This is a genomic window from Sorangium sp. So ce726, from assembly GCF_051521405.1.
Lineage (GTDB): Bacteria > Myxococcota_A > Polyangia > Polyangiales > Polyangiaceae > Sorangium.
Genome location: NZ_CP150349.1, coordinates 6,336,996 through 6,361,496 on the forward strand (window position 1 = coordinate 6,336,996; position 24,501 = coordinate 6,361,496).

Genomic DNA, 24,501 nt, shown 5'->3' on the forward strand with positions numbered 1-24,501 from the left:
AGCGCGGGCGCCGCGGGGTAGCCTGCCGGCCATGAGCGGACCGCCTCCCGCCGCCCGCGCCGGCGCTCTCCCCGACCCCACCCGCCCGGACCCCGGCGCTGCGCCCGCCGCCCGCGCCGTCGACCCCGGCGCCCCTGCCTCCGAAGACCGCCGCCTCGACCCTGCCGATCGCGCCCGCGCCGCGCTGCGCGCCGGGCGCATCGCGGCGCTGACCGCCGGCGGCCTCGCCCTCGGCAAGCTCGTCGCCGGCCAGCTCGGCCAATCGATGGCCGTGACCGCGAGCGCCGTCGACTCGCTCACGGACCTCTTCGCCTCCTCGGCGAACGCCCTCGCCATCCAGCTGGCCCACGCCGCGCCCGACCGCTCGCACCCGTTCGGCCACGCGAAGATCGAGACGCTCGCGACCGCCGGTCAGGGCCTGCTCATCGGCGGCTCGGGGGTCTACCTGCTCATCGAGGGGATCCGGCGGCTGCTCTCGCCCGAGCCGCTCCGCCTCGCCGCCGTCACGCTCGGCACGATGGCCGCCGCCGCGCTCATCACCGCGGCGCTCGTGGCCTACCTCGGCCGCGTCGCCGCGCGCACCGGTTCGAGCGCCATCCAGGCCGACGCCGTCCACTACCGCACCGATATCGCCGCGAACCTCGCGGTCCTCGCCGGCGTCGCCCTCACGTACGCGACGGGCTTCTCCCGCATCGACGGCATCCTCTCGGTCGCGGTCGCCGTCTACATCCTCACGTCCGCAGGGACCCTCCTCCGGCTCGGCGTGCGCGACCTCATCGACACGAGCGCCCCGGAGGAGCGCGTCGGCGCCATCGCGGCCGCGCTCGACGCCATGCGCGCGCGCGGCGAGCTCCTCGGCCACCACAGGCTGCGCACGCGGATCGCCGGGCGCACGCTGTTCGTCGAGGTGCACATCGAGCTCCCGGGCGACCTCCCCCTCGCGCGCGCGCACGCGACCGGCGACCGCGCACGCGACACCATCCTCGCCCTCGAGCCCGACGCCGAGGTGCTCGTGCACATCGACCCGGAGCGCGACGAGCCGGCGTGAGGGCGCCTGGCAGCGCCGCTCAGCCCGGCAGAGCGCGCGGCTCGGCCCCGGGCGGCGGACCGGCCTGCGGCAGCTCGACGATGAACGTCGCCCCGGCGCCCAGCGCGCTCTCGACGCAGATCGAGCCGCCGTGCGCCTCCACGAGGCTGCGGCTGATGTACAGGCCGAGCCCCAGCCCGCCGTAATGCTTGTCCGACACGGCCCGCTCGAAGCGCTCGAAGATCTGCTTCTGGAGCGCCGGGTCGATCCCGATCCCGTGGTCCCGGACCGAGAGCCGCGCCGTCCCGGCCTCCTCGCCGACGGAGATCTCCACGGGCTTGCCGGCCCCGAACTTGATCGCGTTGGCGAGAAGGTTCGAGACGATCTGGTCCACGCGGGAACCATCCCAGAGGCCCACGACCCGGCCGCACTCCCGCAGCGAGACCGAGCACCCGGCGCGCGCCAGATCCAGCTTGAACCGCGCGAGCACCTCGCGCACCACCGCCCCGAGGTCGACCTCCGCCACATCGAGCCTCAGCCGAGCCGCGTTGATCCGCGAGACGTCGAGCAGCTCACGGTTCAGGCGGATCACGCGCGTCGCCTGCCGCAGCGCGCGGTCGACCTGCCGGCCCACGGCCTGAGGGTCCCAGGACCGCCCTGACCGGATGCCCCGCTCCATGGCCTCGAGCGTGAGCAGGAGCGACGTCATCGGCGTGTTGAGCTCGTGCGTCGCCACGGTCAGGAACTCATCGCGCATCCGCACCGCCTCGTGCGCAGCGCGGTAGAGCCGCGAGTTGTCGATCGCTATCGCGGCCAGGCGCGCCACCTCCTGGACGAGCTCGAGATCGGCGTCCCCGTAGCGGCGCCCTGGCGCGAACGAGACGACGCTCAGCGCCCCGATCGGCTGTCCGCGCGCCACGAGCGGCACGGCGATGGAGCTGTGGATCCCGAGCTCGCGGATGAGCCTCTCGTGATCGTCGTCCTCGCAGTACCTCCGGAGGACCTCTTCGGGGATTTCCGGGAACAGGAGCGGCTCGCCGGTCCGGAGGACCCGGAGCGCAGGGCGACGCGATTCCCAGCGAGAAGGATAGCGCCGCTCCAGCTCCTCCATCAACGGCTCCTTCGCCGGGTCCCTGTGGGCCCATGACAGCCGCCGGATCCCTCCGCCTTCCACGAGGTCGACGATGCACCAGTCGCAGAGCGTCAGCACCGCCAGCCGCGCGACGCGCGACACCGTCTCGCCGTAATCGAGAGAGGCAGAGAGGATCTCCCCGGCCTCGGCCAGGAAGGCCGCGCGACGCTGCGCCGACTCTGCCGAGGTCCGCGCGGCCTGCTCCTTGGAGAGCAGCCGCGCGTTCTCCAGGGAGATCGCCGCCTGTGAAGCGAGGAGCGAGAGCGCGGTGAGCCGGTCCGACGTGAAGGCGCCGGCGAGGAGGTTGTTCTCGAGGTAGAGCAAGCCCGCGACGCCGGCCTGCCTCAGGATGGGCACGCAGAGGACCGATCTGCACCGATACCGTATGAAGTAGTCGTCGCCGGAGAACTTGCCCGCATCCGCGGCCGCGTCGTGCAGGATGACGCGCTCCTTCGTCCGCTGCACATACTGGACGAGCGAGCCGGGGACGCGCTGCCACGAAGAATCGTCCAGCGAGGGCGCGAGGAGGATCGTCGCCGCGCCCTTCCCTTCGAGGGTCGCCTCCGCCTCCATGGTCAGGCGCGTCAGGCGCTCTCCCTGGCACAGGAAGAGGCAAGCCCGCTGCGCGCCGCCCTGCTCGAGGACGACCGTGAGCAGCGTCCGCAGGAGCTGGTGGAGGACGATCTCGCTCGAGACCGTCTGCGACGCCTTGATCACCGAGAGCAGATCGAGCTCGTCGGAGCGCGCCGCGAACGAGGCGCTCGGCGCGAGCGGCCTCCGATCCCAGAGCCGCGGGTTCTGCTGGTCGATCTGCCTGACCTTCCCGTCCGCGCCCCAGCGAGCATAACAGGCGCGGGCCTCGCGGAGGTACGTGTCCGCGATCAGATCGAACCCTCGCGTCCGGTAGGACCTCGACGCGACCTCGTACGCCAGCGCCTCGATGTGGACAAAACCGCTCTCGCGCGCCGAGCGGATCGCCTGTTCGTACAGCTGCGCCGCCTTGTCCCATTCGCCGCCGATGCGCGCGATCTCGGCGCCGACCAGCGCGGCGCGGGCGCCGAAGTTCTCGGGGCAGTTGCTGGCCCAGACCTCGAGTTGATCGCGGTGGGCGGCGAGCGCCACGAGGAGCGGGGGCCGCTCATCGGCAGGAGCCGCGTCATGGCGGCCCGCCCGCGCGAGCGCACCATAGAAATGGTACTCGGCCACCACGAGATACGACCGCGACGTCCAGAGGAGCGCCTTCGCTCGCTCTGCAGCATCGATGGCAGAAGCATGATCGCCAGCGAAGAGGCGCGCTTCCAGCTTGCCGATCCAGTACCAGCACGTCGCCACCGAGAGGCCTCGATCGCCCTCGTGGCGCCGCTCGAACCGCCCCTCGTCGAGGGGGTCGTCCTCGGCCGCGAGCGCCGGCGTCGAGCCCCGGAGCGCCCGGATGACCAGCAGCTGAGCGACAATGAGGTCGACGATGAGGCCGAACTTCGCCCTCCGCGCGAACGCGAGCGAGCTCTCGGCCTCTCGGTTCGCTTCGCCGAGCGGAGCTCCCCCGATGAGCATGAGCGAGAGCAGGCCGTTGAGGATATAGGACGCAAAGGCGAGATCGCCGGCCTCCTGCGCCGCGTCGAAGGCGCGCCGCAGCGGCTCCGCGCAGGTTCGCATGTGCCTGATCCAGGGGTTGATGACGTACCAGAAGATCAGGTCGACGCGGGCCTTGAAGCGGACCGGCCCGCGCTTCGCGGCCAGATCCAGGCCGAGCATGCCGAAGCGAAATCCCGAGCGGTGGTCGCCGAAGTACGCGCTATGGGCCATCCCGACCCAGGTGTAGGCCATGCATGCTCCGTCGCTGTTGCCATGCTTGAGGCAGAAGTTCGCGATGCGACCGACCATGAGGCAGAACAGGTTCTCGTCGGTGAGAGACGCCGGCGGCTCGCCCGACATCAGGACGTCGATGAGCGCGCGGCAATCCGGGTCTGTCATCGGTGGCAAGTCGACGAGCCCCTCGATCGGGCGGCTCCCGAGCGTCTGCCACATCCGCTCGTACTCCTGCCGGACCTCCTCGTCCGTCGGGTGTGGTGCCCACGCGATGCCGGCGCGGCGCAGGAAATCGAGGCAGATCTCGACAGCGAGCTCGCATCGATCCAGCATCGTGTAGAGCTCCACGCGCGCGCACGTGACGGCGGCGATGTCAGCGAAGCTGCTGGCGCGGCGCGCGAGCTCCGAGAACCGCTCCTCCGCCGCCCCGAGCTCGCCGGTCACATACTCGCATCCGGCCCGGTGGAACGCGAGCGCGAACGCGAGGTCGTACCGCCGCTCCCAGCTGTCCTCTTCCAGTTCCAGGAACGCCGCCCCGGCCGCGAGATACTTGAGCGCCGATGTGTAGGCCGTCGACCCCTTGGCGCGCTTGCCTGCGATGAGGTTGAGCTCAGCCGCCCGCTCGCGCTCCTCGCGCGTCCTGATCAGCGCAGCCCCCCGGTCGAGCTGATTGACGATCTCGAAGATCTTCTCCTCGATCTCCTCCGGCGCCGTGCGCTTCGCGAGCAGCCTGCCTATCTCGAGGTGCGCCGCCGCGCGCTCGTCTTCGGGGATCAGAGAATAGGCCGCCTCCTGCACCCGGTCGTGGAGGAACTTGTACGCGCCGTCCAGGCGGAAGACGAGCCCCTCGTGCGCTGCGTCCCGGAGATCCGCGTGCATCTCCTCCTCCGAGCCGCCCTGGACCATCGCCAGGAGGGCGACTTCCGCGCTGTTCCCCAGGCAGGCCAGCTGCTGCAGCGCCCGCTGGGTGCTCGGAGGGAGCCGCGCGAGCTTGCCGACCATCAGGTCAACCACGTTGTCGGTGAAGCCCTTCTCGCGGATCTTCGCGACATCCCACCGGAAGGCCTCGGCGCGCTCATCGAACGCGATCAGCCGCTTCTCGTGCAGCGCGGCGAGGAACTGGATGGCAAAGAAGGGGTTGCCGCCCGTCTTCTCGTGAACGAGGTCGGAGAGCGGCGCGGCGGCCTCGCGGCTGCAGTGGAGCGCGCCGCTGACGAGCGCGGCGAGGTGCTCTCGGGAGAGCGCGCCGAGCACGATGTTTGAGACCAGCGCGCCTTCCTTCCGTACCTGCTCGATCGCCAGCATCAGCGGGTGCGAGGGGGTCACCTCGTTGTCGCGGTACGCGCCAATGACGAGGAGATGGCGGGTCTCGGGGTGCGTCATCAGCTCACGAAGAAGCCCGAGGCTCGCCAGATCGGCCCACTGGAGATCGTCGACGAAGAGCGCGAGGGGGTGCTCCTTCCGGGCGAACACCCCGATGAAGTGCCGGAACACGACGCGAAACCGGTTCTGCGCCTCGATCGGCGGAAGCTCGGGGACCGGCGGCTGCCGCCCGAGGATGAGCTCGATCTGAGGGATCACGTCCACGATGAGCTGCCCGTTGCTCCCGAGCGCGCCGAGCAGCCGCTGCCGGCAGGCTGCGATCCGGTCCTCGCTCTCGACGAGGATCTCGAGCACGAGCTCCCGGAACGCCTGGACGAGCGTGGAATAAGGGATGTCGCGCTTGTACTGGTCGAACTTCCCCGAGAGGAAGAACGCTCGCTCCCGGACGATCGGCCTGTAGAGCTCGTGGACCAGAGACGACTTGCCGATGCCGGAATAGCCAAAGATCAGCACGAGCTCGGGGGTGCCGGTGCCCACGACCCGCTCGAACGCGCAGAGCAGCGCAGCCACCTCGCCCTCGCGGCCGTAGAGCTTCCGAGGGATCTGGAAGCGGCCCGAGACGTCGCGCTCGGCCAGGGGAAACGGCTCTATCTTGCCCGTGTCCCGGAGCTGCGAGAGGCACCGCTCGAGATCGTGCTTGAGGCCGCGGGCGGACTGGTAGCGATCCTCGGGCATCTTGGCCAGGAGCTTCAGGACGAGCGCCGAGAGCACCTCGGGCAGCTCAGGCACCAGCGCCAAGGGGGATGGAGGGAGGCGCGCGACGTGGCAATGGACCCACTCCAGCGGATCCTGCGCCTCGAACGGCAGGCGCCCGGTGAGCATCTCGTAAAACGTCACGCCGAGCGCATACAGATCGGCGCGGCCGTCGATCCCCCGGTTCATTCGCCCCGTCTGCTCCGGAGACAGGTACGGCAACGACCCCTCGATCAGGCGCGAGGGCCCTGCCGGCGGCTGCTCGCGGGAGAAGCGGGACGCGAGGCCGAAGTCGGCGAGCTTCACCTGGCCGGTGGCTGCATTGACGAGGATGTTCTGCGGCTTGAGATCCTTGTGGAGGATGTCCCGCTCGTGGAGCTCCGCGACCCCGGCCACGATAGGGACCGCGAGGTCGAGGAACCGCTCGGCGCTCATCGGCCCGTCAAGGAGGCGGTCGAGCGACTCGCCGCCGAAATCCTCCATGACGAGCGCCGGCAGCCCCTCGTGGGTCTCGAGGGCCAGCAGCCTCACGATGGCGTCGTGGTCCACGAGCTTGCCAATCGCGTACTCGCGCTGCAGCCGATCGATGTCCTGCGGGCGGCTGCGCCTCGGGTCGAGGACCTTCAAGATCACCGGGCGGCCATCGGCGCTCCGGACCGCACGCAGCAGGCGGGTCCATTGGCCCTCGTGGAGCGTCTCGGTGATCGTGTAGGGGGACACAGCGCTCATGTCGATGCGGACACCGCTGGGGAAGATACGCCGCGAAGCGCCGGCGCCCGGCAGCCTGACGGGACATGGGGATACCACGCCGGACCGTCCAGCGCGCGCGCCGCTCAGCCTGGCAGGGCGCGCGGCTCGGCCCCGGGCGGCGGTCCGGTCCGCGGCAGCTCGACGATGAACGTCGCCCCGGCGCCGAGCGCGCTCTCGACGCGGATCGAGCCGCCGTGCGCCTCCGCGATCCTGCGGCTGATGTACAGGCCGAGCCCCAGCCCGCCGTAATGCCTGTCCGACACCGCGCGCTCGAACCGCTCGAAGATCTGCCCCTGGCGCGCCGGGTCGATCCCGATCCCGTGATCCCGGACCGACAGCCGCGCCGCCCCCGCCGCCTCCCCGACGGAGATCTCCACGGGCTTGCCGGCCCCGAACTTGATCGCGTTGGCGAGCAGGTTCGAGACGATCTGGTCCACGCGGGAACCATCCCACAGGCCCACGATCCGGCCGCCCTCTCGCAGCGACACCGAGCACCCGGCGCGCGCCAGATCCAGCTTGAACCGCGCGAGCACGTCGCGGACGATCTCCCCGAGGTCGACCTCTGCCACATCGAGCCTCAGCCGAGCCGCGTTGATCCGCGAGACGTCGAGCAGCTCGCTGTTCAGGCGGGTCAGCCGCGCAGCCTGCCGCAGCGCGCGGTCGACCTGCCGGCCCATGGCCTGCGGATCCCAGGAGCGGCCCGATCGGAGCGCCCGATCCATGGCCTCGAGCGTCAGCGTGAGCGACGTCATCGGCGTGTTGAGCTCGTGCGTCGCCACCGTCAGGAACTCGTCCCGAACGCGGACGGCCTCCTGGGCAGCGCTGTAGAGCCGCGCGTTGTCGATCGCGATCGCCGCCCGGCGCGCCACCTCCTGCACCAGCGCGACATCGGCATCCCCGTAGCGGCGCTCTGGCGCGGACGAGACAACGGTCAGCATCCCGATCGCCTGTCCCCGCGCCACGAGCGGCGCGATGACGGAGCTCCGCGTCCCGACCTCGCGGATGAGCCTCGCGTGCCCGTCGTCCTCGGCGTGTCTCCGGATGATGTCATCGGAGATCTCGGGGAGCAGGAGGGGCCCACCGTCCCGCCAGGCACGGGCCGACGGGTGGGGCGAGTGCGGGTCAGGAGGGTATCGCCGTCGCAGCTCCTCGAGCAAGGGCTCCTTCGCAGGGTCCTTGTGGGCGCAGAAGGCACGTCGGGTCTCCCCGCCTTCTGCAAAATCGATGACGCACCAGTCGCAGAACGATCGCACCGACAGCCGCGCGAGTCGCGACAGCGCCTCTCCGTGATCGAGCGACCCGGAGATGATCTCCCCGGCCTCGGCCAGGAAGGCTGCGCGCCGCTCCGCTGCCTCGGCCGTGGTGCGCGCGGATTGCTCCTTGGAGAGCAGCCGCGCGTTCTCCAGCGAGATCGCCGCCTGTGTGGCGAGGAGCGAGAGGGCGGTGAGCCTGTCCTGCGTGAACGCGCCCGCGAGGAGGTTGTTCTCAAGGTAGAGTATGCCCGCCACCTCGGCCTGCCTCAGGACGGGCACGCAGAGCAGCGATCTGGGCCGACACCGCGCGAAGTACTCGTCCCCGGAGAACTTGCCCGCGTCGGCCGCCGCGTCACGCAGGATGACGCGCTCCTTCGTCCAGTGGACGTAGCGGACGAGCGACATGGGAATCATGGGAATACAGGGCGAAGAGCCCTCCGCCGGACCCGGCCGGATCGCCGTCGAGACGCCCCGCTCGTCGAGCGTGGCCTCGGCTTCGATCGAGAGGCGCTCGTCCTGATACACGACGAGGCAAGCTCGCTGGGCGCCGCCCTGCTCGAGGACGACCCCGAGCAGCGTACACAGCAGCTTGTCGAGGACAATCTCGCCCGAGATGGCCTGAGAGGCCTTGAGCACCGAGAGCAGGTCGAGCTGCTCGGATCGCACCGCGACGGTGGTGGTCGATGCGGGCTCCCTCGCCTCCCAGGTGGGCGAGCTCTGCTGATCGATCTGCTTGACCTTGGCCTCCGCGCCCCAGCGCCCGTAACAGGCGCGCGCCTCGCGGAGGTACGTCGCGCCGAACAGGTCGAACCCCCGCGCCCGGTAGAACCTCGACGCGATCTCGTAGGCGAGCGCCTCGTTGTGAACGAGGCCGTTCTCGCGCGCGGAGCGGAACGCCTCTTCGTAGAGGAGCTCGGCGTCGAGATCTCGGTGCTCCAGGCGCGCGATCTCGGCGCTGACCAGCGCGGCGCGGCTGCCGAAGTTCTCGGGGCAGTGCTCCGCCCACACGTCGAGCTGCCTGTGATGGGCGACGAGCGCCGCGAGGTGCTGGGACCGCTCGCCGATCGGCGCAGCTCCCGCCTCGCAGAGCGCCGCCCGCGCGAGCGCGCTGTAGAAATGGTAGTCGGCGACGTCGATGAACGACTGCTTCGTCCAGAGGAGCCGCTCCGCCTTCGCCGCCGCGGCGAGCGTGGAGTCGTAGTCGCCGGCGAGGAAGTGCGCCTGGATCTTGAAGATCCAGTACCAGCAGGCGGCGTGAGAGAGCCGCGGATCGCTCTCCAGGTGCTGCTCGAACCTGGCCTCGTCGAAGCTCGCGTCGTCGAAGGACGACAGGCTCGTCGTCAGTCCCCGGAGGCACCGGATGAACTGGAGCTGCGCGGTGATGACATCGATGATGAGGCCGAACCTCGACTGCCGCACGAACTCGAGCGATCTCTCGGCCTCTTGCTGCACGTCGCCGAGCGGATCCCCCGTGGCGAGACGGAGCATGATCGAGCAATTGCAGGCATAGGACGCGAAGATGAGATCGCCGGTCTCATGCGCCATGTCGAAGGCGCGTTGCATCAGCTCGAGGCTGCTGCGCATGTTCCTCGTCCAGGGGTTCACGAGGTGCCCGAAGGTCAGGCAGACGCGCGCCTTGAAGCGGTCCAGGCCGCGCTTGTGCACAAGCTCGAAGCCGACCTTGCCGAAGCGGTACCCCGCGCGGTAGTCGCCGAAGTGCGCGCCGAGCACCATGCCGACATTGACATAGCCGAAGCCCGATCCGTCGCTGTTCCCGTGCTCGAGGCTCAGGTTCGCCATGCGGCCGACGACGAGGCTGTACAGGTGCTTGTCGGTGAAGTAGGTCGGCCCCTGGCCGCGACCAAGGATGTCCATGATCGCGCGAATGGCCGGCTCGGTCACCGAGGGCAAGTCCACGAGCGCCTCGATCGGGCGGCTCCCGAGCTGCTCCCACAGCCGCTCGTACTCCTTCTGTACCTCCTCATCCGTCGGGTGCGGCGGCCACGAGATGCCGACGCGCCGCAGGACCTCGAGGCAGATCTCGACGGCGATCTCGCTCCTGTCCTGCGTCGTGTAGAGATCCACGCGCACACACGCGACCGCCGCCGCGTCGACGAGGTTCGCGGCGCGGCGTGAGAGCATCGAGAGCCGCTCCTCCGCCGCCCCGAGCTCGCCCGTCAGAAATTCGCACTCGGCCCGGTGCAGCTCGAGCGCGAAGGCGAGATCGTACCGCCGCTCCCAGCGGTCTTCGTCCAGGAACGCCGAGCCGAAGGCGAGGTAGGTGAGCGCCGAGGCGAACGCCGCCGACCCCTTGGCGCGCTTGCCGGCGATGAGGTTGAGCTCCGCCGCTCGCTCACGCTCCTCGCGCGATGTGATCAGCGCTGCCCCCCGGTTGAGCTGGTTGACGATCTCGAAGATCTTCTCCTCGAGCTCCTCCGGCGCCGTGCGCTTCGCGAGCAGCCTGCCTATCTCGAGGTGCACCGCCGCCCGCTCGCCTTCAGGGATGAGCGAATAGGCCGCCTCCTGCACCCGGTCGTGGAGGAACTTGTACGTGCCATCCAGGCGGAAGGCGAGCCCCTCGTGCGCTGCGTCCCGGAGATCCGCGTGCACGTCCTCCTCCACGCCGCCGCGGACCATCGTCAGCAGGGCGACCTCCGCGGTGTTCCCCAGACAGGCGAGCTGCTTCAGCGCCTCCTGGGTCCTCGGAGGGAGCCGCACGAGCTTGCCGACCATCAGGTCGACCACGTTGTCGGTGAAGCCTTTCTCGCGGATCTTCTCCACGCGCCACCGGAAGGCCTCGGCGCCCTCGTCGAACTCGATCAGCCGCTCTTCGTGCAGCGCGGTGAGGAACTGGATCGCGAAGAAGGGGTTGCCGCCGGTCTTCTCGTGAATGAGGAGAGCGAGAGGCGCGGCGTCCTCGCGGCTGCAGTGGAGCGCATCGCTGACGAGCGCGCCGAGGTGCTCTCGGGAGAGCGAGCCGAGCACGATGTCCGAGACCAGCGCGCCGTCGTGCCGCACCTGATCGATCGCCAGCATCAGCGGGTGCGAGGGGGTCACCTCGTTGGCGCGGTACGCGCCGATGACGAGGAGGTGGCGCGTCTCGGGGTGCGTCACCAGATCACAGAGCAGGCCCAGGCTCGCCGAGTCGGCCCACTGGAGATCGTCGAGGAAGAGCGCGAGGGGGTGCCCCTTCCCGGCGAACACGCCGATGAAGCGCCGGAACACGACGCGAAACCGGTGCTGCGCCTCGATCGGCGGAAGCTCGGGGACCGGCGGTTGCCGGCCGATGATGAGCTCGACGTGGGGAATCACGTCCACGATGAGCTGCCCGTTGCTCCCCAGCGCGCCGAGCAATCGCTGCCGGAAGGCCGCGATCCGGTCCTCGCTCTGGGCGAGGATCTCGAGCACGAGCTCCCGGAACGCCTGGACGAGCGTGGAATAAGGGATGTCGCGCTTGTATTGATCGAACTTCCCCGAAAGAAACAGGGCTCGTTCCCGGACGATCGGCCTGTAGAGCTCGTGGACCAGAGACGACTTGCCGATGCCGGAATAGCCGGAGACCAGGACGAGCTCGGGAGAGCCCGTGGCCACCACGCGGTCGAACGCGCGCAGCAGGGTAGCCACCTCGTCCTCACGACCATAGAGCTTCTGAGGGATCTGGAAGCGGCCGGAGACGTCGCGCTCGGCCAGGGAAAACGGCTCGATCCTGCCGGTGGCCCGGAGCTGCGAGAGGCACCGTTCGAGGTCGTGTTTGAGGCCGCGCGCGGTCTGGTAGCGATCCTCCGCCATCTTGGCCAGGAGCTTCAGGACGAGCGCCGAGAGCACCTCGGGCAGCTCAGGCACCAGCGCCGACGGCGCCGGCGGGAGGCGCGCGACGTGGCAATGCACCCACTCCAGCGGGTCCTGCGCCTCGAACGGCAGGCGCCCGGTGAGCATCTCGTAGAAGGTCACGCCGAGCGCATACAGGTCGGCGCGGCTGTCGATCCCCCGGTTCATTCGCCCTGTCTGCTCAGGAGACAGGTACGGCAACGACCCCTCGATGAGCCGCGAGGGCCCTGCCGGCGGCTGCTCGCGGGAGAGGCGCGACGCGAGGCCGAAGTCGGCGAGCTTCAGCTGGCCGGTGGCCGTGTTGACGAGGATGTTCTGCGGCTTGAGATCCTTGTGGAGGATGTCCCGCTCATGGATCACCGCCACGCAGGCCGCGATACGGACCGCGAGCTCGAGGAACCGCTCGGCATCCATGGGCGCGCCGATGAGGTGGTCGAGCGACTCGCCGCCGAAGTCCTCCATGACGAGCGCCGGCAGCCCCTCGTGCGTCTCGAGGGCGAGCGGCGCCACGGCGGCCTCGTGGTCCAGCAGCTTGCCGATCGCGTATTCGTTCTTCAGCCGCTCGATGTCCTGCGGGCGGCTGCGCCTCGAGTCGGGGACCTTCAAGACCACCGGGAGGCCATCGGCGCTCCGGACCGCGCGCAGCAGGCTGACCCGCTGGCCCTCGTGAAGGGTCTTGATGACCGTATAGGACGGAGCGCTCATGTCCATGGGCAGCCCCGCGCGGAAGGCCCGCTGCGGAGCGCTGGATCCTGGCGGTCTAGCAGGACATAGGGGCAGCCGTCGACTCGGACGTGGTCGCGTCCGTGCGCCTCACCGAGCGGGCACACCCATATGATTGGTGTGGACACACGGCGCCAGACGAATGGCCATGAGCTCGCGCACGCTTGTCCGGCAAGCGGGAGCTCGCTCATCATCCAGCGCGCTGCTCACCCCGGCAGGGCGCTCGGCTCGGCCCTGCGCGGCGGCCCGGTCCGCGGCAGCTCGACGATGAACGTCGCCCCGGCGCCGAGCGCGCTCTCGACGCAGATCGAGCCGCCATGCGCCTCCGCGATCCTGCGGCTGATGTACAGGCCGAGCCCCAGCCCGCCGTAGTGCCTGTCCGACACGGCCCGCTCGAACCGCTCGAAGATCTGCGCCTGACGCGTCGGGTCGATCCCGATCCCATGATCCCGGACCGACAGCCGCGCCATCCCCGCCTCCTCGCCGACGGAGATCTCCACGGGCTTGCCAGCCCCGAACTTGATCGCGTTGGCGAGCAGGTTCGAGACGATCTGGTCCACGCGGGAACCATCCCAGAGGCCCACGACCCGGCCGCCCTCCCGCAGCGACACCGCACACCCGGCGCGCTCCAGATCCAGCTTGAACCGCGCGAGCACGTCGCGGACGATCTCCCCGAGGTCGACCTCCGCCACATCGAGCCTCAGCCGAGCCGCGTTGATCCGCGAGACGTCGAGCAGCTCGCTGTTCAGGCGGGTCAGGCGCACCGCCTGCCGCAGCGCGCGGTCGACCTGCCGGCCCATGGCCTGCGGGTCCCAGGAGTCGCCCGATCGGAGCGCCCGATCCACGACCTCGAGCGTCAGCGTGAGCGACGTCAACGGCGTGTTCAGCTCGTGCGTCGCCACCGTCAGGAACTCGTCCCGCATGCGGACCGCCTCCTGGGCAGCGCTGTAGAGCCGGGCATTGTCGATCGCGATCGCGGCCCGGCGCGCCACCTCCTGCACCAGCGCGAGGTCGGCGTCCCCGTAGCGGCGCTCTGGCGCGGACGAGGCGACGCTCAGCATCCCGATCGTCTGTCCCCGCGCCACGAGCGGCACGATCACAAGGCTGCAGATCCCGAGCTCGCGAAGAAGCCTCTCGTGCCTGCCGTCCTCGCAGTGGCTCCGGAGGGCCTCGTCGGAGGTCTCGGGGATCAGGAGGGGCTCACCGGACTGGAGGACCCTGAGCGCCGGATGAGGCGCCTCCCAGCGGGTGGGATACCGCCGCCCCAGCTCCTCGAGCAACGGCGCCTTCGCCGGGTCCCTGTGCGCCCAGGACAGCCGTCGCATCTGTCCACATTCCACGACGTCGATGACGCACCAGTCGCACAGCGTCTGCACCGACAGCCGCGCGAGGCGCGACAGCGTCTCTCCGTAATCGAGAGATGCCGAGAAGATCTCCCCGGCCTCGGCCAGGAAGGCCGCGCGCCGCTCCGCCGACTCCGCCGCGGTCCGCGCGGATTGCTCCTTCGAGAGGAGCCGCGCGTTCTCCAGCGAGATCGCCGCCTGTGTGGCGAGGAGCGAGAGGGCGGAGAGCCTTTCCTGTGTGAAGGCGCCGGCGATCAGGTTGTTCTCGAGGTAGAGCAGCCCCGCCACCTCGGCCCGCCTCAGGATGGGCACGCAGAGGAGAGATTTGGGCCGATTCCGCGTGAAGTAGGCGTCGCTGGAGAACTTGCCCGCGTCGACGGCCGCGTCGTGCAGGATGACGCGCTCCTTCGTCCGCTGCACATAGTGAACGAGCGAGCTGGGGACCCGCTGCCATGGAGATTCCCCCTGCGAGGGCGCGAGGAGGGTCGTCGTCACTCCCCGGTCGTTCTCATCGAGCGTCGCCTCCGCTTCGATGGCGAGGCGCGCGTCCTGACACAGAATGAGACAAGCTCGCTGCGCGCCCCCTGCTCGAGGACGGACGTGAGCAGCGTGCGCAGGAGCTGGTCGAGGACGATTTCGCCCGAAATGGTCTGCGATGCCTTGATCACCGAGAGCAGGTCGAGCTCCTCGGACCGCGCCGCGAAGGTGGCGGCCTGGGCGAGCGGCCTCGTGTCCCAGAGGCGGGGATTCTGCTGGTCGATCTGCTTGACCTTGCCGTCCGCCCCCCAGCGGGTGTAGCAGGCGCGGGCCTCGCGCAGGTACGTGTCCGCGATCAGATCGAACCCCCGCGCCCGGTAAGACCTCGACGCGAGCTCGTAGGCCAGCGCCTCGGTGTGGACGAAGCCGCTCTCGCGCGCCGAGCGTATCGCCTGCTCGTACAGCTGCGCCGCCTTGTCCCATTCGCCGCGGATGCGCGCGACCTCGGCGTCCACCAGCGCGGCGCGGTCGCCGAAGTTTTCGGGGCAGTTCTCGGCCCAGACCCCGAGCTGCTCGCGGTGGGCGACGAGCGCCGTCAGGTGCGGAGCACGCTCCTCGGCGGGCGCCGCGTCGTGGCAGGCCGCGTGCGCGAGCGCGCTATAGAAATGGTACTCGGCGACATCGAGGAACGACGGCATCATCCAGAGGACCGTCCGCGCTCTCGCCGCGGCCTCGATGGAAGCAGCGTAATCACCCGCGCAAAAGTGCGCTTGCACCTTGCGGATCCAGTACAGGCACTTGGCGTACGCCAGGCGCGGATCGTCCTCGAGGCGCCGCTCGAACCGGCGCTCGTCGAACTGGTCGTCGCTGAACGAGCCGAAGACCGGCGTCAATCCCCGGAGCGTCCGGGTGAGCTGCAGCAGCGTGGTGATGGTGTCGATGGCGAGGCCGAACCTCGCCTTCCGCGTGAATTCGAGCCCGCCCTCGGCCTCTCGCTGCACCTCGCCGAGCGGCTCTCCCTCGGCGAGGAGGAGCGCGACCAGGGCCGTGGGGATACAGGACGAATACGTGAGATCGCCGGTCTCCTCCGCCGCATAGAAGGAGCGTCGCAAGGGGCCGACGCTGGTGCGCATGTGCCTCGTCCAGGGATTGATCACGTACCAGAAGACCAGGTCGACGCGGGCCTTGAAGCGGACCAGTCCGCGCTTCTCCGCCAGATCGAAGCCGAGCTTACCGAAGCGAAACCCCGCGCGGTAGTCGCCGAAGCGCGGCCCAAGGCTCGTCCCGACCCGGACGTAGGCGAGGCACGATCCATCGCTGTTGCCATGCTCGAAGCTGAGGTTCGCCATGCGAGCGTTCATGAGGCAGAGCAGGTTCTCGTCAGTGAACAACGCGGCCGCGTCGCACGACGTGAGGACGTCGATGATCGCGCGGCAGTCCGGATCGGTCATCGCGGGCAAGTCGAGGATCTCCTCGATCGGGCGGCTCCCGAGCCGCTGCCACATCCGCTCGTACTCCTGCCGGACCTCCTCGTCCGTCGGGTGCGGCGACCAGTCGACGCCGACGCGCCGCAGGACATCGAGGCAGATCTCGACGGCGATCTCGCTTCTATCCAGCGTCGTGTAGAGATCCACGCGCGCGCACGCGACGGCGGCCACGTCGGCGAGGCTCCCGGCGCGGCGCGCGAGCTCCGAGAGCCGCTCCTCCGCCGCCCCGAGCTCGCCGGTCAGAAACTCGCATCCAGCCCGGTGGAACGCGAGCGCGAAGGTGAGCTCGTACCGCCGGTCCCAGCTGTCCTCTTCGAGGAACGCCGCGCCCGCGGCGAAATACTTGAGCGCCGACGCGTAGGCCGTCGACCCCTTCGCGCGCTTCCCCGCGATGAGATTGAGCTCCGCCGCCCGCTCACGCTCCTCGCGCGCCGTGATCAGCGCGGCCCCCCGGTTGAGCTGATTGACGATCTCGAAGATCTTCTCCTCGAGCTCTTCCGGCGCCGTGCGCTTCGCGAGCAGCCTGCCTATCCCGAGGTGCACCGCCGCCCGCTCGCCTTCAGGGATGAGCGAATAGGCCGCCTCCTGCACCCGGTCGTGGAGGAACTTGTACGTGCCGTCCAGGCGGAAGGCGAGCCCCTCGCGCGCTGCGTCCCGGAGATCCGCGTGCACGTCCTCCTCCAGGCCGCCGCGGACCGTCGTCAGCAGGGCGACCGCCGCGGTGTTTCCCAGACAGGCGAGCTGCTGCAGCGCCCTCTGCGTGCTCGGAGGGAGCCGCACGAGCTTGCCCACCATCAGGTCAACCACGTTGTCGGTGAAGCCCTTTCCGCGGATCCTCGCCACGTCCCATCGAAACCGCTCGGCGCCCTCGTCGAACGCGATCAGCCGCTCTTCGTGCAGCGCGGTGAGGAACTGGATCGCGAAGAAGGGGTTGCCCGCCGTCTTCTCGTGGACGAGGTCCGAGAGCGGCGCGGCGTCCTCGCGGCGGCAGCGAAGCGCGTCGCTGACGAGCGCGGCGAGGTGCTCTCGGGAGAGCGGGCCGAGCGCGATGTCCGAGACGCGCGCGCCCTCCTTCCGCACCTGCTCGACCGCCATCATCAGCGGGTGCGAGGGGCGCACCTCGTTGTCGCGGTACGCGCCGATCACGAGAAGATGGCGGGTCTCAGGGTGCGTCAACAGATCGCCAAGGAGCCCGAGGCTCGCCGAATCGGTCCACTGGAGATCGTCGAGGAAGAGGGCGAGCGGGTGCTCCTGCCGGGCGAACACCCCGATGAAGTGCCGGAACACGACCCGGAACCGGTTCTGCGCCTCGATCGGCGGGAGCTCGGGGACCGGCGGTTGCCGGCCGATGAGGAGCTCGACCTGGGGAATGACCTCCACGATGAGCTGTGCATTGCTCCCGAGGGCGCCGAGCAATCGCTGCCGGAAGGCCGCGATCCGGTCCTCTGTCTCTGCGAAGATCTCGAGCACGAGCTCCCGGAACGCCTGGACGAGCGTGGAGTAAGGGATATCGCGCTTGTATTGCTCGAACTTTCCCGAAAGAAACAAGGCTCGTTCCCGGACGATCGGCCTGTAGAGCTCGTGCACCAGCGCCGACTTGCCGATGCCGGAATAGCCGGAGACCAGGACGAGCTCGGGAGAGCCCGTGGCCACCACCCGCTCGAACGCGCAGAGCAGCGCGGCCACGTCGTCCTCGCGGCCATAGAGCTTCTGAGGGACGTGGAAGCGGCCGGAGACATCGCGTTCGGCCAACGGGAACGGCTCGATCCTGCCGGTCGCTCGGCGCTGCGCCGCGCACCGTTCGAGGTCGTGTTTGAGGCCGCGGGCGGTCTGGTAGCGATCCTCCGCCATCTTCGCCAGGAGCTTCAGGACGAGCGCCGAGAGCACCTCGGGCAGCTCAGGCACCAGCGCCGAGGGCGGCCGCGGGGGGCGCGCGACATGGCAATGGACCCACTCCAGCGGGTCCTGCGCCTCGAACGGCAGGCGCCCGGTGAGCATCTCGTAGAACGTCACGCCGAGCGCATACAGGTCGGCGCGGCTGTCGATCCCCCGGTTCATTCGCCCCGTCTGCTCCGGAGACAGGTACGGCAGCGATCCTTCGATGAGCCGCGGAGGCCCTGTCGGCGGCTGCTGGCGCGAGAAGCGGGACGCGAGGCCGAAGTCGGCGAGCTTCACCTGGCCGGTGGCCGCGTTGACGAGGATGTTCTGCGGCTTGAGGTCCTTGTGGAGGACGTCCCGCTCATGGATCGCCGCCACGCAGGCCGCGATGGGAACCGCGAGCTCGAGGAACCGCTCGGCATCCATGGGCGCGCCGATGAGGTGGTCGAGCGACTCGCCGCCGAAGTCCTCCATGACGAGCGCCGGCAGCCCCTCGTGCGTCTCGAGGGCGAGCGGCATCACGGCGGCCTCGTGGTCCAGCAGCTTGCCGATCGCGTATTCGTGCTTCAGCCGATCGATGTCCTGCGGGCGGCTGCGCCTCGCGTCGAGGACCTTCATGACCACCGGGAGGCCATCGTCGCTCCGGACCGCGCGCAGCAGGCTGACCCGCTGGCCCTCGTGGAGCGTCTCGGTGATCGTGTAGGGGGGCACAGCGCTCATCTCGATGCGGACACCGATGGGGAAGACACGCCGCGAAGCGCCGGCGCCCGGCGGCTTGGCGGCCTGGCGGGACATGGGGATACCACGCGGGACCGTCCAGCGCGCGCGCCGCTCAGCCCGGCAGGGAGCCCGGCTCGGCCCCGCGCGGCGGCCCGGCGCGCGGCAGCTCGACGATGAACGTCGCCCCGGCGCCGAGCGCGCTCTCGACGCGGATCGAGCCGCCGTGCGCCTCCGCGATCCTGCGGCTGATGTACAGGCCGAGCCCCAGCCCGCCGTAGTGCCTGTCCGACACCGCGCGCTCGAACCGCTCGAAGATCTGCCCCTGGCGCGCCGGGTCGATCCCGATCCCATGATCCCTGATCGCGAGCCGCGCCGTCCCCGCCTCCTCCCCGACGGAGATCTCCACGGGATTTCCCGCGCCGAACTTGATCGCATTGGCGAGCAGGTTCGAGACGATCTGGTCGACCCGCGAGCGATCCCAGAGCCCCACGAGGCTCCGGCCGCCGCCTCGCAGCGAGACCGAGCACCCGGCGCGCGCCAGATCCAGCTTGGACCGGGAGATCACCTCGCGCACGACCGCCACGAGGTCGACCTCCGCGACATCGAGCGACAGCCGAGCCGCGTTGATCCGCGAGACATCGAGGAGCTCGTTGTTCAGGCGGGTCAGGCGCGCAGCCTGCCGCAGCGCGCGGTCGACCTGCCTGCGCATGGCCTGCGGATCCCAGGGTCGACTCGACTGGAGGGCCCGATCCACGGCCTCGAGCGTGAGCGTGAGCGACGTCATCGGCGTGTTGAGCTCGTGCGTCGCCACCGTCAGGAACTCGTCCCGCACGCAGACGGCGTCCTGGGCAGCCCGGTAGAGCCGCGAATTGTCGATCGCGATCGCCGCGCGACGCGCCACTTCCTGCACGAACTCGAGATCGGCGCCCCCGTAGCGATGCCCCGGCACGCACGAGACGACGTTCAGCACGCCGATCGTCTGTCCCCGCGCCACGAGCGGCACGGTGATCGAGCTCACTGCCCCGAGCTCGCGGATGAGCCTCGCGTGCCCTTCGTCCTCGCAGTGCTCCCGGCGGACCTCGTCGGAGACCTCGGCGAGCAGGAGCGGCGCGCCGCCCCGCAGGACCTTGAGGGCCGGGTGCGGCGAATCCCAGCCAGGCGGATACCGCCGCTGTAGCTCCTCGAGCAACGATTCCTTCGCAGGGTCTCGGTGCGCCCAGGAGAGCCGGCGGATCACCCCGCCCTCCACGAGGTCGATGATGCACCAGTCGCAGAACGTTCGCACCGACAGCCGCGCGATGCGCGACAGCGTCTCTCCGTAATCGAGCGACCCGGAGAGGATCTCCCCGGCCTCCGCCAGGAAGGCGGCCCGCCGCTCCGCCGCCTCGGCCGCGTTCCGCGCGGACTGCTCCCTGGAGAGCAGCCGCGCGTTCTCGAGCGAGATCGCCGCCTGCGTGGCCAGGAGCGAGAGGGCGGTGAGCCGCTCCGGCGTGAAGGCGCCGGCGAGGAGGTCGTTCTCGAGGTAGAGCAGGCCCGCCACCTCGGACCGCCTCAGGATCGGCGCGCAGAGGATCGATCTGGGCCTGTTCCGCGCGAAGTACTCGTCTCCCGAGAACTTGCCCGCGTCCGCGGCCGCGTCGTGCAGAATGACGCGCTCCTTCGTCCGTTGGACGTAGCGGACGAGCGACATGGGCACGCGCCGAGAAACCTCCTCTGTCGAACGCGAGACGACGGTCGTCGCCGCCCCGCGCTCTTCGAGGGTGGCCTCGGCCTCGATGGAGAGGCGCTCGCCCTGAGCCACGACGAGGCAAGCTCTCTGCGCGCCGCCCTGCTCGAGGACGACCGTGAGCAGCGTACACAGGAGCTTGTCGAGGACGATGTCGCTCGAGATCGCCTGCGATGCCTTGAGCACCGAGAGCAGGTCGAGCTCCTCGGACCGCGCGGCGAAGGAGGCGGACTGGGCGAGCGTCCTCGCCTCCCAGAGGGGCGGATTCTGCTGGTCGATCTGCTTGACCTTACCGTCCGCCCCCCAGCGTGCGTAGCGGGCGCGGGCGTCGCGGAGGTACGTCGCGGCGAACGCGTCGAACCCCCGCGCCTGGTAGAACCTCGACGCGATCTCGTACGCGAGCGCCTCATTGTGGACAAAGCCGTTCTCACGCGCGGCGCGGATCGCCTCCTCGTAAAGCAGCTCGGCGTCGAGCGTCCGGCCCTCGACGCGCGCGATCTCTGCGCCGACCAGCGCGGCGCGGCTGCCGAAGTTCTCGGGGCAGCTCGAGGCCCAGACCTCGAGCTGCGCGTGGTGGGCGGCGAGCGCCGCGAGGTGCTGGTTCCGCTCGTCGTTCGACGCGGGTGCCACCTCGCAGCAGGCCGCCCGCGTGAGCGCGCCATAGAAATGGTAGTCGGTCACGAGGAGGAACGACTGCACCGCCCAGCGGAGCCGCTCGATCTTCATCGCCACGGCGAGGGCGGAAGCGTAGTCGCCGGCGTGAAAGTGCGCCTGGAGCCTGCAGATCCAGTACCAGCAGGCGGCTACCGAGAGGCGCGGATCGCTCTCCAGGTGCTGCTCGAAGCTGGCTTCGTCAAAGCTCACGTCGTTGAAGGAGGAGAAGCTTGGCGTCAGACCGCGGAGGCACCGGACGAGCTGCAGCTGCGCGATGATGCAATCGATGATGAGACCGAACTTCGCCTTCTGCACGAACGCGAGCGAGCTCTCGGCTTCGCGCTGCACGTCGCCGAGCGGCTCCGCCTTCGCGAGCAGGATCACGAGAGAGGCATTGCGGGCAAAGGCAGCGAAGGTGAGGTCACCGGTCTCGCTCGCCATGTCGATGACGCGCCGCAGGAGCTCGATGCTGGTGCGCACGTGCCTCGTCCAGGGATTGACCAGAACTCCGAAATCCAGGTAGACGCGGACCTTGAAGCGGTCGAGCCCATGCTTGTCCACCAGATCGAGGCCGAGCTTTCCGAAGCGGTACCCCGCGCGGTAATCGCCGAAGCGCGAGCCGAGGACCGCGCCGACATGGACATAGCCGAAGCACGATCCATCGCTGTTGCCGTGCTCGAGGCTCAGGTTCACCATGCGACCGATGAGGAGGCTGTGCAGCTTCTGGTCGGTGAACAAGGCCGGCGCCTGGCCCCAGTTGAGGATGTCCATGATCGCGCGGATCGCCGGATCGGTCATCGGGGGCAAGTCCATGAGCGCCTCGATCGGCCGGCTCCCGAGCTGACCCCACAGCCGCTCGTACTCCTTCTGGACCTCCTCCTCCGTCGGGTGCGGCGACCACGCGACGCCGACGCGTCGCAGGACCTCGAGGCAGATCTCGACGGCGAGCTCGCTCCGATCGAGCGTCGTGTAGAGGTCCACACGCACACACGCGACCGCCGCCGCGTCGACGAGGCTCCCTGCGCGGCGCGAGAGCATCGCGAGCCGCTCCTCCGCCGCCCCGAGCTCCCCGGTCAGGTACTCACACTCTGCGCGCCGCAGCTCGAGCGCGAAGGCGAGCTCGTACTGCCGCTCCCAGCGGTCTTTCTCCAGGAACGCGGCGCCGGCGACGAGGTAGGTGAGGGCCGAGGCGAAGGCCGCCGACGCCATGGCGCGCCTGCCGGCAACGAGGTTGAGCCTGGCGCCTTGCGCTCGCTCCTCCCGTGACGTGATCAGCGGAGCGCCGCGGTCGAGCTGATTGACGATCTCGAAGATCTTCTCCTCGAGCTCCTCCGGCGCCGTGCGCTTCGCGAGCAGCCTGCCTATCCCGAGGTGCGCCTCCGCCCGCTCGCCTTCGGGGATGAGTGAATAGGCCGCCTCCTGCACCCGATCATGGATGAATTTGTACGCGCTGGGGAGGCGCTGGACGAGCCCTGCGGAGACGGCCTCCCACAGGTCAGCGTGCGCGTCCTGCTCCGTGCGGCCGCGGACCATCGCGAGGAGGGCGACCTCCGCGGTGTTCCCCAGACAGGCGAGCTGCTGCAGCGCCCTCTGCGTGCTCGGAGGGAGCCGCACGAGCTTGCCCACCATCAGGTCAACCACGTTGTCGGTGAAGCCCTTTCCGCGGATCCTCGCCACATCCCACCGGAAGGCCTCGGCGCCCTCATCGAACGCGATCAGCCGCTCTTCGTGAAGCGCGGCGAGGAACTGGATCGCGAAGAAGGGGTTGCCGCCCGTCTTCTCGTGGACGAGGTCCGAGAGCGGCGCGGCGTCCTCGCGGCTGCAGTGGAGCGCGTCGCTGACGAGCGCGGCGAGGTGCTCTCGGGAGAGCGAGCCGAGCGCGATGTCCGAGACGCGCGCGCCCTCCTTCCGCACCTGCTCGACCGCCATCATCAGCGGGTGCGAGGGGCTCACCTCGTTGTCGCGGTACGCGCCGATCACGAGGAGATGATGCGTCTCGGGGTGCGTCAAAAGCTCCCGGAGGAGCCCGAGGCTCGCCGAATCGGTCCACTGGAGATCGTCGAGGAAGAGCGCGAGCGGGTGCTCTTTCCGGGCGAACACCCCGATGAAGTGCCGGAACACGACCCGGAACCGGTTCTGCGCCTCGGACGGCGGGAGCTCGGGGACCGGAGGCTGCCGGCCGATGACGAGCTCGATCTGGGGGATCACCTCCACGATGAGCTGCGCGTTGCCCCCGAGGGCGCCGAGCAATCGCTGCCGGAAGGCTGCGATCCGATCCTCGCTCTCGGCGAGGATCTCGAGCACCAGCTCCCGGAAGGCCTGGACGAGCGTGGAATAAGGGATATCGCGCTTGTACTGGTCGAACTTCCCTGAAAGAAACAGGGCTCGTTCCCGGACGATCGGCCTGTAGAGCTCGTGCACCAGCGTCGACTTGCCGATGCCGGAATAGCCGGAGACCAGGACGAGCTCGGGGGCTCCCGTGGCCACCACCCGCTCGAACGCGCAGAGCAGCGCGGCCACGTCGCCCTCGCGGCCATAGAGCTTCTGAGGGACCTGGAAGCGACCGGAGACATCGCGCTCGGCCAGCGGAAACCGCTCGATCCGGCCGGTGGCCCGGAGCTGCGAGAGGCACCGCTCGAGGTCGTGCTTGAGGCCGCGGGCGGTCTGGTAACGATCCTCCGCCATCTTGGCCAGGAGCTTCAGGACGAGCGCCGAGAGCACCTCGGGCAGCTCAGGCACCAGCGCCAACGGCGCCGGCGGGGCGCGGGCGACGTGGCAGTGCACCCACTCGAGCGGGTCCCGCGCCTCGAACGGCAGGCGCGCGGTGAGCATCTCGTAGAACGTCACGCCGAGCGCATACAGGTCGGCGCGGCTGTCGATCCCCCGGTTCATTCGCCCTGTCTGCTCAGGAGACAGGTACGGCAACGACCCCTCGATGAGCCGCGAGGGCCCTGCCGGCGGCTGCTCGCGGGAGAGGCGCGACGCGAGGCCGAAGTCGGCGAGCTTCACCTGACCGGTGGCTGCGTTGACGAGGATGTTCTGCGGCTTGAGATCCTTGTGGATGACGTCCCGCTCATGGATCGCCGCCACGCAGGCCGCGATGCGGACCGCGATGTCGAGGAACCGCGCAGGGTTCATGGGCGCGCCGATGAAGTGATCGAGCGACTCGCCGCCGAAGTCCTCCATGACGAGCGCCGGCAGCCCCTCGTGCGTCTCGAGGGCGAGCGGCGCCACGACGGCCTCGTGGTCCAGCAGCTTGCCGATCGCGTATTCGTTCTTCAGCCGCTCGATGTCCTGCGGGCGGCTGCGCCTCGGGTCGAGGACCTTCATGACCACCGAGAGGCCGTCCGCGCTCCGGACCGCGCGCATCAGGCTGACCCGCTGGCCCTCGTGAAGCGTCTCGGTGACCAAGTAAGAGGGAGCGCTCACGTCCATGGGGAGCCCCCTGCGGAAGACGCGCCACGAAGCGTTGGAGTCCGGCTGTCCGGCAGGACATGGGGGCAGCTGTCGACCCGGGCGCGGTCGAGCCCGCGCGCCTCGCGGAGACGACCCAACCCCACCGGCGGCGTGAGCGCGTGGCGCCCGCCGGGCGCCGCGTTCCCGGTCACCGTCTCCGAC

The 24,501-nt window shown here is 69.8% G+C and carries 6 protein-coding genes; 1 reads left to right on the forward strand and 5 read right to left on the reverse strand.

The window, feature by feature from the left end; all coding sequences use genetic code 11:
• Nucleotides 1-31 precede the first annotated feature (31 nt).
• Nucleotides 32-1,048 carry a cation diffusion facilitator family transporter gene (locus tag WME79_RS23630; RefSeq protein ID WP_437539209.1) on the forward strand — a complete coding sequence of 339 codons (1,017 nt, stop codon included), beginning with the start codon at nt 32-34 and terminating at the stop codon, nt 1,046-1,048.
• 19 nt (nt 1,049-1,067) lie between these two features.
• Here the strand turns inward: WME79_RS23630 and WME79_RS23635 are convergent, their stop codons facing one another.
• The 5 genes from WME79_RS23635 to WME79_RS23655 form a co-directional block, all read right to left on the reverse strand.
• The gene (locus WME79_RS23635) at nt 1,068-6,773 is read right to left on the reverse strand and encodes a sensor histidine kinase (RefSeq protein ID WP_437539210.1); all 5,706 of its coding nucleotides are present in this window, start codon (nt 6,771-6,773) and stop codon (nt 1,068-1,070) included.
• Nucleotides 6,774-6,877: 104 nt separating this feature from the next.
• Nucleotides 6,878-12,580: a sensor histidine kinase gene (locus WME79_RS23640; RefSeq protein ID WP_437539212.1), complete on the reverse strand. Its 5,703-nt coding sequence runs from the start codon at nt 12,578-12,580 to the stop codon at nt 6,878-6,880.
• Nucleotides 12,581-12,804: 224 nt separating this feature from the next.
• Nucleotides 12,805-14,502: a GAF domain-containing sensor histidine kinase gene (locus WME79_RS23645; RefSeq protein WP_437539923.1), complete on the reverse strand. Its 1,698-nt coding sequence runs from the start codon at nt 14,500-14,502 to the stop codon at nt 12,805-12,807.
• The gene (locus WME79_RS23650) at nt 14,433-18,578 is read right to left on the reverse strand and encodes an ATP-binding protein (RefSeq protein WP_437539214.1); all 4,146 of its coding nucleotides are present in this window, start codon (nt 18,576-18,578) and stop codon (nt 14,433-14,435) included. The genes WME79_RS23645 and WME79_RS23650 overlap by 70 nt, the downstream gene beginning before the upstream one ends.
• A 37-nt stretch (nt 18,579-18,615) precedes the next feature.
• On the reverse strand, nt 18,616-24,318 hold the full coding sequence (locus tag WME79_RS23655) for a sensor histidine kinase (protein WP_437539216.1): 5,703 nt from the start codon (nt 24,316-24,318) through the stop codon (nt 18,616-18,618).
• Between the last annotated feature and the right edge of the window lie 183 nt (nt 24,319-24,501).